Here is a 13,050-nt window from a genome sequence, read left to right on the forward strand (position 1 = left end):
CCTGCACACGCAGGTTTGAAACAGAAGGCCGGGTTCTTATGAACCCGGCCTTTTTGTTGGCGTTATTATATGAAACAAAGACTTACACTCTAAGAAATCAGGATCATCCATGACACCAGTTGAAGCGCTACAGCCTGTTATTGCCCTTTTAGGAGCAGGTACCGTTGCCGCTTTAACGTCCAGAGCTCTGAAGCTCAGCCCTATGGTTGGCTACATTGTCGCCGGCATGGCAATCGGCCCGTACGGCCTGAATGCCATAGAAGAAGGCGACGTGACCCATCTGCTCGCTGAAATGGGCGTTGTCTTTCTGCTTTTTGATATCGGCCTGCACTTCTCATTGAACGAAGTGAAGAACAGCCGGCGAGATATATTCTTCCTCGCTCCGCTTCAAATGGCCATTTGCGCGCTCGTATTTATCGGCGGCGCAATCATGCTAAACATCAGCATACCTGTAGCCATCGCCATAGGCGTATCGCTAGCTCTCTCCTCCACCGCCGTGGTCACACAGATTTTGGGCGAGCGGGATTTGAACACCTGTCCGGCAGGCAGGTCGTCGGTCGCCGTGCTCGTCTTTCAGGATGTCGTCGCGATCTTCCTTTTGATTTTCGCAAACTCGTTGGAATCAGACCCTGCACGCCTCGCAACGGCTATGGGCATCGCCGCAGGACAATCCATTCTGGCCTTCATAGCCGCCGCATTGATCGGCCGTTACATGGTACGCCCACTCTTTCGCATTCTGGCATCGGCTCAGGTGCCGGAAATCTTCACCATGACAACGGTATTGATTGTGGTGGCTGCTGCGACGGCGACCGGCGCGATCGGGCTATCATTGACGCTGGGTGCGTTTCTCGCAGGGATGGCCATCGCTGATAGTCCATTCCGTCACTCCATCCAGACGGAAGTCTCTCCGTTCCGTGGCCTGCTGATCAGCTTCTTCTTCGTGAATGTCGGCATGATGATCGATCTGCCTTCAGTCGGTTCGAACATACTTCTGGTCATTGCCGTCGCACTGGGCATCATGCTGATCAAAACCGTGATGATCTTCCTGGCGGCGCGCATCAATAAGTGGAACCTGCCGGGCGCGACCCGCCTCGCATTCCTATTGCCTCAGGCGTCGGAGTTCACGCTCGTTGTCCTGTCGCTCGCCGCAGTTCGTGTCGGCACGCCTGGCAACTGGATTTCCATTCTGGTTGGCGCGACGGCACTCTCACTGGCACTGGCGCCGGCATGGGCAGGACTTGGCATTAAACTTTCCCGACGCATCGCGAAAAAGCTTGCCGAAGGCATTATCACGGGCACGACCCGCAACGGGGCTCAGGAGGTGCAGGAAAAGCCTGAAGCCATCCTGTTTGGCATGACACCAAGCAACCGGATCATCGCTGACGCTCTGTTGCATCTGAACATTCCTCATGTCGCGCTCGACAATGATCCGAAACGGTTCATCGCGGCCGCATCCGACGGATATAAAGTGACCTTCGGGATCGCATCCGATTTTCGTATGCTGAGCACGCTGGATGCCATGCAGGCAAAAGCTCTCGTGCTAGGCCTTCCAAACTACACCGTCTCCAAAAGCCTGACGACTGAGGTGAATGAACGCTTCCCGAAACTTAAGCGCTTTGTTGTCGTGGAAACGGTCGAGGACCATGCACGTCATATGTCGTTGGGTATGCACCCCCACCTTGGCAGCACCTCCATGGATTCCATCGCCCTCGCGGGCGAAGTCCTTCGTACTCTGGATGTCTCCGAAGAGCGCATTGACGAATGGACAAGTGCAGAAATCGAACGGCTTGGGCGTGACGAAGCCACTGCGAGCACGCCGGAAACCACCGAAGCAGCTTAGATTTTCTGCTGTTTCTGAAATCCTCTTCCCACCCTCACGCGTAGTAAGAGTGGAGAGGATACTGGAATGCTGGAAAAACTACCCGAAGGGTACAATGCCGTTGTGATCGGAAGCACGGGAGAGATTGGCGCAGCCATTCTTAAACAGCTGAAATCGGATAAACGCTGCGCGAACGCGGTAGGTCTCTCACGAACCACACAGCTGTCCGTCGATTATAGTGCTCCGGCATCTCTTCAGGATGCGGCCTCGCAGCTAAAAGCCGAACTGGGCGACATCCATTTTCTGTTTATCGCCACCGGAATCCTTGCCTCATCAGATGGCGCCTCACCTGAGAAAGCCTTCAGTCAGCTAACGCCGGAAAGTCTGTCAGAAGAGTTTGCAATTAACGCAGCGGGACCGGCTCTGGCCCTCGCTGGTTTCATGCCCCTCCTCCCACGTAATGCGCCATGCACCGTCGCATCTCTATCTGCACGCGTAGGCTCGATAGGTGATAACGGGCTTGGCGGCTGGATCAGCTATCGAGCCTCGAAAGCCGCCCTCAACCAGATCATGCACACTGCGGCAATCGAACTTGGACGGAAGAACGACCAGGCCGTTTGTGTGTCGCTTCACCCCGGCACGATTGAAAGCGACCTATCGCGTCCGTTTGCGCGCGACCGCTTCACCCATACCGCAGACGAATGCGCGGCGAATCTTCTCAGCGTGCTCTCAAACCTGACGCCCGCTCAGAACGGTGGCTTCTTCGATTATGCCGGCGAGGAGATCGTCTGGTGAGCACGCGTAATCTGATCCTTATTCTCGGCGACCAACTCTCACCTGAGATATCGTCTCTACGAAATGCCGATCCGGAAAAAGACACCATCCTTATGTGCGAGGTCATGGATGAAGCGTCTTATGTGAAACATCATAAGAAGAAGATTGCCTTCATCTTTTCTGCCATGCGCCACTTCGCAGCGGAGATGCGCGATGCAGGATGGACCGTCGAATACACAGAGCTGAAAGACGCCGATAATGCGGGAAGCCTTTCCGGCGAACTGACCCGCGCCGTCGAACGTCTGTCCCCGGATAAAGTCATCATGACAGAGCCTGGCGAGTGGCGGGTTCTTAAATCCATACGCGGCTGGGGCGCGCAGGCAGAATGCGCCTTTGAGATGCCAGATGACGACCGTTTCGTCTGTTCGACCGCAGAGTTCCAGAACTGGGCTAAAGGGCGAAAATCCCTGCGCATGGAATACTTCTATCGCGAGATGCGCAAAAAAACCGGCATTCTGATGGAGGGAGATGATCCTGCCTGCGGGCGCTGGAACTTCGACTCAGAGAACCGCAAGCCCGCGGCAGATGACCTCTTCATCCCAAAGCGCATGAGGTTCAAGCCGGACGGTATTACACAAGACGTTATGGAGCTCGTGGAAGAAGAATTTCCGGACAATTTCGGCAAGCTTGAGGGCTTCTGGTTTGCCACCACCCGCGACGATGCTGAAAAGGCCCTCGATCACTTCATATCAGACGCCCTATCCTGCTTTGGCGACTATCAGGACGCGATGCTGATCGAGCACAAATTCCTCTATCACAGCCTGATCTCTTTCTACATCAATGTCGGGCTTCTGGACCCGCTGGAAACCTGCCGCCGGGTTGAGAAGGCCTTTCACGACGGCAAAGCGCCGATCAATGCGGTTGAGGGCTTCATCCGTCAGATCATCGGCTGGCGCGAATATGTGCGCGGCATCTATTGGATGGTGGGCGATGACTATGTAAAAAAGAACGGCTTCAGCGCGACACGGTCCCTGCCCCACTTCTACTGGAGCGCTGATACAAAGATGAAATGCGTGGCTTCCGTTGTGAGCCAGACGCGCGATGAAGCCTATGCGCACCACATCCAGCGCCTGATGGTGACCGGCACATTCGCGCTTCTTGCCGGTATCGATCCATTCGAAGTCCATGAATGGTATCTGGCGGTCTATGCAGACGCCTTTGAATGGGTAGAAGCCCCGAACGTCGTCGGCATGGCGCTTTACGCTGATGGCGGCTTTCTGGCGTCGAAACCGTATGCAGCCAGCGGCTCTTACATCAATAAGATGTCGAATTATTGCGGCGACTGTCAGTACGCAGTCTCAAAAAAGACCGAAGAAGGTGCCTGCCCCTTCAACTCGCTCTACTGGCACTTCCTGATTGAGAACCGTGAGACTTTGAAAGACAATGGCCGTATCAACCGCGCCTATTCCACATGGGATCGCATGAGCGCCGAGAAACGAAGTGCATATCTGGAACGGGCCGAGCACTATCTGTCGTCTCTCGACACGTTGTAGTTATGCTCAAGTGATCACAGCCCATTCGATTGACGTTAGGTAAGCAAAAATTTCCTCCAGATTTATTCCTGGAGGGAATTTCAGACATTCTATTCCGGTATGTTATGCCTCGCGCGCATTTTTCTTGCGTTTCCTGCGATTTTCTTCCAAAGCCCTAGTTAACGCGAGCGGCAACTAGTCATGCCTGTTTTCAGGCTGTAGGGTCGCGCCATAACTCGAGGGAGAAAACTATATGCGTGACGCAGTAATCCTTTCCACCGCACGTACTGGCCTTGCGAAGGCCGGTCGTGGTTCTTTCAACAACACACACGGCATCACAATGGCCGGTACAGCGATCAAAGGCGCTATGGAGCGTGCTGGTATTGATCCTGGTGTTGTAGAAGACGTTTACCTCGGCTGTGCGCAGCCAGAAGGCGCAACAGGCCACAACGTTGCACGCAATGCTGCACTCTGGGCTGGTTGCCCGTCCACAGCGTCTGGCGCAACAATCAACCGCTTCTGCTCTTCAGGCCTGCAAGCTATTGCAAACGCTGCATGGACAATCAAAAGCGAAGGCGCTCCGGTTGCTATCGGCGGCGGCGTTGAATCCATCTCTCTCGTGTCCGGTTCTGGCAACATGAACCGCTCTAACTACACAGAAGAGAAGCTGATGAAAGAATGGCCAGCCATCTGGATGACCATGATCGAAACAGCTGAAATCGTTGCAGACCGCTACGGCGTTTCCCGTGAGTATCAGGACGAATACTCTGCCCTGTCTCAGGCGCGTACAGCTGAATTCCAATCTTCTGGTAAAATGGCTGAAGAGATCGTTCCGCTCACAACGATGATGAAACTCGTCAACAAAGAAACAGGCGAAGAAACATTCCAGGAAGTCACTTGTGACCGCGACGAATGTAACCGTCCGGGTACAACTGCTGAATCTCTGGCTGGCCTGAAGCCTGTCTTCAAGAACGGCCAGGTCGTTAAAGAAGGCAAGTACGTCACAGCGGGTAACGCATCCCAGCTTTCTGACGGTGCTGCTGCGCTCGTTCTGATGGAAGCGAAAGAAGCTGAACGTCAGGGCAAAGAGCCACTCGGCCGCTTCGCTGGCTTCAACGTTGCTGGTTGCGATCCTGACGAAATGGGTATCGGCCCTGTCTTCGCCGTTCCACGTCTCCTCGAGCGTCACGGCCTGACAGTTGACGACATCGACCTGTGGGAGCTCAACGAAGCTTTCGCGTCCCAGTGTCTCTACTCCCGTGACCGTCTCGGCATCGACCCAGAGAAATACAACGTCAATGGCGGGTCTATTTCTATCGGTCACCCGTTCGGCATGACTGGCGCACGTTGCACAGGCTCTCTCCTTCTCGAAGGTAAGCGCCGCGGTGCGAAATGGGGTGTTGTCACCATGTGTATCGGTGGCGGTATGGGTGCTGCTGGTCTCTTCGAGATCTTCTAAGCCCTGCGCTTCATATGAAGTTCAAAAGCCCGGAGCATCTGCTCCGGGCTTTTTTATTCTGGTGACCATCGAATTCGAAACGTCTGCCTTTCCAGAATGAAGAGTATCATCCTACTCGCACCGCGACACAAAATGTGTCACTAGCCACTGGCGAAATTTCTGATTTCCATCGATCTTCTCTGAAAACATAAAGGGAAGAAACATGACAGCCCTCAAACTCAGACACCTCCTCCTTCCTGCCCTCGTCGGCGCAATGACAACCGCCCCGCTCGCGGCTCAGGAAGCCACGGACGCGACCCGCGCCTATAATGAGGCATTTGCCGAAACCTTACCTTTTTCCGATGATGCTGACTTCGAACGCGCAGCGCGCGGCTTCATCGCGACGCGCGAAAACCCGCTCATTACAACAGAATCGGGCCAGACAGTCCTTGATCTTTCTGCCTATGACTTCGCTGAGGGCGACGTCCCCGACACAGTCAATCCAAGCCTTTGGCGCCATCTTCAGCTGCTCCGTCAGCATGGCCTGTACGAGGTTGTTCCGGGGCTTTGGCAGGTTCGCGGATTCGACTTATCAGTCATGTCTGTCATCCGGACCGACACAGGATTTGTCATTGTCGATCCCCTCCTATCGCGGGAAACCGGCGCTGCAGCGATGGAGCTCGTTCGTCAGGAACTCGGTGACCTACCGGTCCATGCCGTCATCTACACCCACAGCCATGTCGACCATTTCGGCGGCGTCAAAGGCGTTGTGACAGAAGAAGACGTTTCATCCGGACGTACCCAGATTATCGCACCGCATGGATTTATGGATCATGCCGTGTCTGAAAACCTGCTCGTCGGCCCTGCCATGCGACGCCGCGCTGTTTATCAGTTCGCCCGCCGCATCCCTGCTGGTCCGACAGGCCATGCCGGGAATGGCATTGGCGCGGGCATCGCAAACGGTAACCGCACCCTTATCCCTCCGACCATTTCCATCAACGACACCGGTGAAACACTAACCATTGATGGCATGGAGTTCGTCTTTCAGGTGACACCTGGCGCCGAAGCACCGGCAGAGATGAACTTCTTTCTCCCGTCACTCAATGCGCTTTGCCTCGCTGAGAATGCCAACCCGACCATGCATAATGTGCTCACACCACGTGGAGCGCTTGTTCGCGATTCGCTGGCCTGGGCCGATTACCTCACAGAATCTCTGCGCCTGTGGGGCGATGAAGCAGACGTTGTCTTCACCTCGCATGGCTGGCCGCGTTGGGGACACGAAGACATTTACGACTACATGTCCTCCCACCGCGACGCGTATAAATTTCTACATGACCAGAGCGTGCGCCTGATGAATCAGGGCCTGACCGAAATGGAAATAGCAGAGCAGATCGAGCTGCCTCCGTCTCTGGCGCGCCAATGGTTCAATCGGGGTTATTACGGCACGATGAGCCACAACTCCAAAGCCGTCTATCAGCGCTATATGGGCTGGTATGATGGCAATCCGGCGAACCTCAACCCTCTGCCTCCTGAACAAGCGGGCTCTCGCTATGTGGAAGCAATGGGCGGGGCAGATGCAGCACTCAACATTGCTCAATCCGCCTATGAAGATGGCGATTATCGCTGGGCAGCACAGCTCGCCAGTCACATTGTATTCGACGATGCCTCCAACATGCCTGCACGCGAGCTGCTGGCCGAAGCCTTTGAGCAGATGGCTTATCAGGCAGAAGGTATGCTGTGGCGGAACATGTATCTAACCGGCGCTCAGGAAGTGATCACGCCTCCACCGGCGAGCGCAGCGATTGCTATGTCCGGTGACTTCCTCGCAGCGACGCCGAGCGGAGACTTGTTCGACATCCTCGCCGCAAAGATCGATCCGGCCCGCGCCGGCGAGCGCGCCGTGTCCGTTCGCTTCAACTTCACCGATCGCGAGGAATCACACCTGCTGAGCCTCAGAAATTCGGTTCTCGTGCACGAAACCAGCGTAGATGATGACGCCAACGTCACCCTGACAATGCCGCGAATGGCATTCATGGCTATCCTGTTCAATGGCCAACCGGCCGCACCATTCATCGAACGAGGCACAATCTCTGTAGATGGTGACCTGTCCGCCTTTGAAGGGCTCATGGACAGCATGGAAGTTGTTGGCAATCCCGAACCATTCAGTATCGTTCTCCCTTAAGGAACCAGAGAGCCGGCCCTTCAAGCCGGCTCTTTTCAAAAGGACGCGATGCGATGGCCACCGGTAAGCTCAATGTCGATCAGGACGTATTGGATGAAAAACTGCGGTTTGCCGGATATCACGTGATGAACGTGTTCCTGGAAATTGCCCGCCAGATGGGCCAGAATACGGGCCTAGATGCTGCGTCCATTCTGATCCTGGCGACCATCAATAATGCTTCGGTCCAGCGCCTGATCCGTCACCCCGGAGAGATAGATATTCACTCGACCAAGGTCGGCGCCAACATTGACGCCTCACACTTCCATTCCATCTCCCGCCGTGCTGTTGCCGACGCGACCGGCCTCAACCGCGAACTCGTGCGTCGTAAGATCAACAAGCTGATCGAAGCCGGGATTGTTCAGGAGGACGAACACGGCGTGAAGACGATGAATGTCGTGCTCAACCCCCTCGTGGGAAAGTCTGTTCGCAGCTTTGTAGGAGCCCATGCGCACGCCACCAACCAGCTGATTTCAGAAGGTATCCTTCGTTAGAAGACATTCATAATTCCCCTCCCGACTTTACCTTTTGCGCCAAACCGTGCAGGAAGCGCCAAAAGATAAATTGAGGAAGCACTTATGAGTAATCCTGATCTCGACTATCTGGATGAGAATGCAAAAAAAGACGGCGTAACTGTCACCGCTTCAGGTCTTCAGTACCGCGTACTGGAAGAAGGCACAGGCTATAAGCCGGGCCCTCGCGACAAAGTAAAAGTTCACTATGCTGGTCGCCTCGTAAACGGCAAAGAATTCGACAGCTCTTACAAGCGCGGTCAGCCGATTGAGTTCCCGCTCAACGCTGTCATCGCAGGCTGGTCTGAAGGCGTTCAACTGATGCAGGAAGGCGCGAAGTACGAATTCGTGATCCCGTCCCAGCTCGGTTATGGCGCACGTGGCGCACCGGGCGCGATCCCGCCAAACGCGACCCTCGTCTTCGACGTCGAGCTGATCAAAGTCGGCTAAGCCCGATTGATCCGGAATTCAGAAGGCGACCTCTCATAGGTCGCCTTTTTTATTATCTTAGCGCTTGCGCGTTGATGAGATCAGTATAACGCGCCGCGACCTGCCCCAGATCAATCTGGTTGAGGAAGGTCGAGTACGATAAATACGCCAGCAGATAACGCGCATCTTTCGCCCATGGCGGCATGAACTGCGGACGTTTGATCAATTCCTGATGAGCTAAAACATCCATAGCCTCAAGGTCTTGCAGGTCGATCTTACCAACAAACAATAACTCTATCAGGCGCGTATCACCGGCGCGGATCGCCGCTCTCAAATAAGAGTGCACCTCTACCAGTCCGGAGAGATAAACACCGTCTTTCGTGAAGGGTGCACCGCCGTCGACAAGGCCACCACGCACAATACGGCGCGCGCTCTCAAAAGCCTCAAACGGCGCGTCGCGCGTCGATTTCTCCCGGAAGAAATTATAGAGGTCGATAAAGTCTGCGCCATTCGCCGACATATCAATCGCGATGACGCGGTCAGCCAGACGGCGGAAACGGCGTGGATCGATTGAGCCGGTAATAAACTCGGCGAACACCGCCAGCCCTTCCTGAGTGCGCGCATTGCCCGGATGGCTTTCACCCAGAATCTGGAAACGGTCATGCCTGCTGCCGTTAAAGCCTGTCGCAATGTGGATCAGCGCTTCATGCTGAAGCAACTGCGAGCAATCGAGATCAGAAAAGCTGGCATCCTCACGAAGCTTCACATAGTCGCGCCCCGCTGCTGCCTTGGCAGAGACCTCGCTTGTTACGATCACTTCAGGCGTATCTTTGCCAAAATGCTCAGGCAGCTCGGCGTCCAGCTGCGCTTTTAATTGCTGCGCGGTAAGGACGACCGGCTTTTCCAGCTTCAGCGTGCCTTCGTCGAACTCAGACAGCAGCCCATCAAGGCGGCGCGCAAGATCAAGCGTAGTGACATTGCCATCGGCAATCGGCTGCTGCGGAGATCCATACAGCTCGTTGGAGAACACGCAGAAGCCGGCAGTGCCGATAGACGCCAGCATGGCAGCCGTCTGCTCGCCTGTCTCACACAGGCGCAAAAGCCACTCATGGACAGCACTATCACCGTCGATCAGCTCACGCGCAGCCTTAACGCGCTCGACCGATGGATGCGGATCAATGCGAGTGTATGTAGGCTTGGGAAGCTCCTTAGCATCTGCCGCGAAGAATGCGTCGGCTACGCTGCGATCCCAGTTCGTAGACTTGAGAACAGGAAGCCGGTCCTCGGCCTCAAATAGCAGGGTCGCGGCCCGGTCGAGCCGGTCCAGTTCTTTTTCGGAAAACTCAGGCAATCAATGCAAATCCCAAATGAGCCGCTTCATGGTCAAAGCTGAATCGGCATTTAGGGTAGCAAAGGGTCCGCCGCAATCAGAAATTACGCAATGACACCAGTCGACAGACCTTCAAACCAGGCCCCGAGCGCGAGCGAGTCACGGCGGTGACCACCAATCCTCTGAAGCGCTTCTTCGTCTTCGCCCCATTGCTCCATTTGCCAGAGCTCATCAATGATGGAGATGTCGTAGGCATCAAGCGCTGTAAGCTCTTGCTCGGCAACAGCCATAGACAGTATTGCGGACCCGTAGAGACCAAGCGCCATGCCAAGACCGGTAAGTGCGAAATCGTTCTTGCCTGCAGCATAAGCGCCAATCGCCTCAATGCTGGCAGGCGGCTGAGGTGCATTCATAACGCCCTCAGTCGGCATCAAAAGCACACCATGTTCACGGCTTGCCCAATCACGCAGCGGACGGAAATGCCCTTCCTGACGGTCACGGAGCTCTGTAGGGCCCTCCGCGAGGTAACAGACCAGATCAGTACCGGCATACTTCTGCACTTCAGCGATCAAGGCATCGCGCGTGTCAGGCGTACGGTCGAGCGCAACATTGGCCATGCGAGTGAGCGTCATGGTTGGAAGATCGATCTCTTCAATCTGCCCCTCCCACTCTTCCGCAACGGAAACAGCGAGCGCTTGCGTCGGCAGCGCCAGCTTGCGCTTGGCAGGCGTTACAGGCGTGCGACCGTCGAGTTCAACGTGCCAGCCGGTTTCGCCTTCAGAGACAGAGACAGTTTTATAAAAGCGCTTCGGCTTTTTGAGAGCAGATCCATTAGTCATGCGCGCCTCTATACAGAATTCTGAGCAAGGGTCACCCCCTCACTCTGTCACGCCTCGACGCGGGCAAATGTCAGCAATGCGTCAGACAGGCTGTCCATCTCATGGTGGATGTGATGCGCTTCAGCGGCTTCTAGCTCATGCGTTTCACCAAAGCCCCAGCTTACGCCGTGTGTGACCACGCCAGCAGATCGGCCCATATGGATGTCGTGAATGGCATCGCCTACCATAACAGTCTGCTGAGGCTCTACGCCGACCGCTTTCATGGATTCGGCGACCATGAAAGGGTTCGGTTTGCCCGGCCCATCATCAGCGCACCAGATCGTATCGAAATACCGGCCAAGATCATGCATACCGAAGACAGCCTCTACACCGCGACGGGATTTGCCGGTCGCAACCGCCATGAGGCAATTCTGATTGGCAAGCGCCTCGAGAAGCTCCACCGCGCCGTCATAGAGCGGTTCGCGGAAATCAGGGTTCTGCGTGCGATGCGCCACAAAGGCGTTCTTATAAGCCTCAGCCAGCGCAGCAACGTCTCTGTCGGACATGCCCTCTGGCGCAAGAATGCGACACCCATCCTCAAGCCCGAGCCCGACAATCTGGCGGGTGCGGTCATATTCGGGGGGCGTCAGACCAAAATTCTCGAACGCGGCGGTCATCGCATTCTGAATGACCTTCCGACTATCAACAATGGTCCCGTCAATATCCCAGACAACCAGCCTCAGGCTCATTCAAACGGTTCCCACGGGTCCTTGCCTGCTTCTTCCAGCAGGAAGCCCAGCGTCTTGAAGGTTTGCATCATGTGAGGCGGCAGGGGCGCGGTCAGGGTCAGGTCCTTTCCGTTCTTACGCGGAATAACGAGCGCCCGCGCGTGAAGGTGCAGACCGTCCGCCAGACCGTTCAGCGGCTCGCGGCGGCCCGGATATTTCGGATCGCCGATGATCGCGTTCTTGGTCTCTTCCATGTGGAAGCGGAGCTGGTGGGTGCGCCCTGTCAACGGAGACAGCGCCATCCAGGCTGCTTTCTGACCTGCCGTCGAAATCACCGAGTATTCTGTAATGGCGTGCTGGGACCCTCTCTCGGACTGGACAGCCGGGACCATACGCTCTTTGTCAGCGCCTTCAGTGCCTTTGACCATCCAGCTACGAATCTGCCCGCGGATCGGATGCGGTACGCCTGCACACACCGCCCAATAGACTTTCTTGAGCGTGCGGTCGCGGAACATGTCACCGAGTTCAGACGCTGCACGTGGATGTTTGGCGATCAGCAAGACGCCTGACGTGTCGCGGTCCAGACGGTGTACCAGACGCGGGCGATGCTCGCCTTTCATCAGTGCATCCAGCATCCCATCAATATGGCGGTTCGTATTTGTTCCACCCTGCACGGCCAGCCCCATCGGCTTGTTCAGCGCAATGATGTCGTCATCTTCATAGATGAGCATGTCACGAATGAAGGCTGCGTCCTTGGCAGACACCGTCTTGGCGCGTCTCTCTTTCGCCTTGTCGAGATCTTCTTTGGTCGGCAGAGGCGGCACACGAACCATCTGGCCTTCTTCAAGCCGAGTGTTCGCTTTCGCGCGCGCGCCATCAACACGGATCTGTCCCGTGCGCAGGAATTTCTCGACCTGCCCCTGTGTCACGCCCGCATAGCGACGCTTGAACCATTTATCGAGACGGGCGCCCGATTCCTCGTAGCTCACCTCGATGAGCTGAACCTCTCCGCTCACATCAGAACCTTTCGTATGATGAAGAGGCCGGCGAATACCATAAGGACACCAAGAATGACAGAACTTCCGGCATAAAGCGCAGCCTGAGTGTAAGCCTTACTTTCTACCATGCGTGCCGTTTCCAGCGAGAACGCGGAAAAGGTGGTGAAACCGCCCAGAATTCCAGTCGCCAGAAATATCTGTGCGCCACCTGCGCCAGCAGCGCTCTTATGCGCAAACCATCCGATCACCAGCCCCATGAGCAGCGATCCGACGATGTTCACGGTGTAAGTGCCCCAGGGCCAGCCCGGCCCCATAAATCGCAGCATCGCGGCCCCTACGCTGAAGCGCAGCGCAGAACCGATTGCGCCGCCAACCGCCGCAAATATGAGATGCTGTATAAACATGGTGTCTCTCTGCCCCAGTCTGCAGGATTGAGCAATGAGATCAACACCAC

The 13,050-nt window shown here is 55.7% G+C and carries 12 protein-coding genes; 7 read left to right on the plus strand and 5 right to left on the minus strand.

Going from position 1 to position 13,050, the window contains the following annotated elements; translation table 11 throughout:
* The first annotated feature begins 109 nt into the window (after positions 1-109).
* The 7 genes from P1U45_RS16155 (at position 110) to P1U45_RS16185 (ending at position 8,743) form a co-directional block, all read left to right on the plus strand.
* A complete protein-coding gene (locus P1U45_RS16155) occupies positions 110-1,840 on the plus strand; it encodes a cation:proton antiporter (RefSeq protein WP_301059975.1) in 1,731 nt (576 codons plus the stop codon).
* Positions 1,841-1,906: 66 nt separating this feature from the next.
* Positions 1,907-2,614, plus strand: a complete 708-nt coding sequence (locus P1U45_RS16160; protein WP_301059976.1) for an SDR family NAD(P)-dependent oxidoreductase — start codon at positions 1,907-1,909, stop codon at positions 2,612-2,614.
* Complete coding sequence (locus P1U45_RS16165; RefSeq protein WP_301059977.1) at positions 2,611-4,146, plus strand: cryptochrome/photolyase family protein; 1,536 nt, start codon at positions 2,611-2,613, stop codon at positions 4,144-4,146. Before P1U45_RS16160 ends, P1U45_RS16165 begins: the two co-directional genes overlap by 4 nt.
* 232 nt (positions 4,147-4,378) lie before the next feature.
* Entirely contained in the window at positions 4,379-5,584 is a 1,206-nt protein-coding gene (locus P1U45_RS16170; RefSeq protein ID WP_301059978.1) for an acetyl-CoA C-acyltransferase, read from the plus strand.
* 202 nt (positions 5,585-5,786) lie between these two features.
* Positions 5,787-7,745 (plus strand): alkyl sulfatase dimerization domain-containing protein, encoded by a 1,959-nt coding sequence (locus tag P1U45_RS16175; RefSeq protein ID WP_301059979.1) that lies wholly within the window; start codon positions 5,787-5,789, stop codon positions 7,743-7,745.
* A 53-nt stretch (positions 7,746-7,798) separates the two neighbouring features.
* On the plus strand, positions 7,799-8,275 hold the full coding sequence (locus P1U45_RS16180; protein ID WP_293608356.1) for a hypothetical protein: 477 nt from the start codon (positions 7,799-7,801) through the stop codon (positions 8,273-8,275).
* An 84-nt stretch (positions 8,276-8,359) separates the two neighbouring features.
* The gene (locus P1U45_RS16185) at positions 8,360-8,743 is read left to right on the plus strand and encodes an FKBP-type peptidyl-prolyl cis-trans isomerase (protein WP_293608357.1); all 384 of its coding nucleotides are present in this window, start codon (positions 8,360-8,362) and stop codon (positions 8,741-8,743) included.
* Between the two features lie 52 nt (positions 8,744-8,795).
* Here the strand turns inward: P1U45_RS16185 and P1U45_RS16190 are convergent, their stop codons facing one another.
* The 5 genes from P1U45_RS16190 to crcB form a co-directional block, all read right to left on the minus strand.
* Positions 8,796-10,073: a flavohemoglobin expression-modulating QEGLA motif protein gene (locus tag P1U45_RS16190; RefSeq protein ID WP_293608358.1), complete on the minus strand. Its 1,278-nt coding sequence runs from the start codon at positions 10,071-10,073 to the stop codon at positions 8,796-8,798.
* A gap of 83 nt (positions 10,074-10,156) precedes the next feature.
* The gene (locus P1U45_RS16195; RefSeq protein ID WP_301059980.1) at positions 10,157-10,891 is read right to left on the minus strand and encodes an ATP12 family protein; all 735 of its coding nucleotides are present in this window, start codon (positions 10,889-10,891) and stop codon (positions 10,157-10,159) included.
* Positions 10,892-10,938: 47 nt separating this feature from the next.
* Entirely contained in the window at positions 10,939-11,619 is a 681-nt protein-coding gene (locus tag P1U45_RS16200) for an HAD-IA family hydrolase (protein ID WP_301059981.1), read from the minus strand.
* Entirely contained in the window at positions 11,616-12,614 is a 999-nt protein-coding gene (locus P1U45_RS16205) for an RluA family pseudouridine synthase (RefSeq protein WP_301059982.1), read from the minus strand. The genes P1U45_RS16200 and P1U45_RS16205 overlap by 4 nt, the downstream gene beginning before the upstream one ends.
* Positions 12,611-12,994: a fluoride efflux transporter CrcB gene (gene crcB / locus P1U45_RS16210; protein ID WP_363258652.1), complete on the minus strand. Its 384-nt coding sequence runs from the start codon at positions 12,992-12,994 to the stop codon at positions 12,611-12,613. Before crcB ends, P1U45_RS16205 begins: the two co-directional genes overlap by 4 nt.
* Positions 12,995-13,050: the final 56 nt, after the last annotated feature.

Origin of the sequence: Ponticaulis sp., assembly GCF_029210165.1 — a bacterium.
GTDB lineage: Bacteria > Pseudomonadota > Alphaproteobacteria > Caulobacterales > Hyphomonadaceae > Ponticaulis.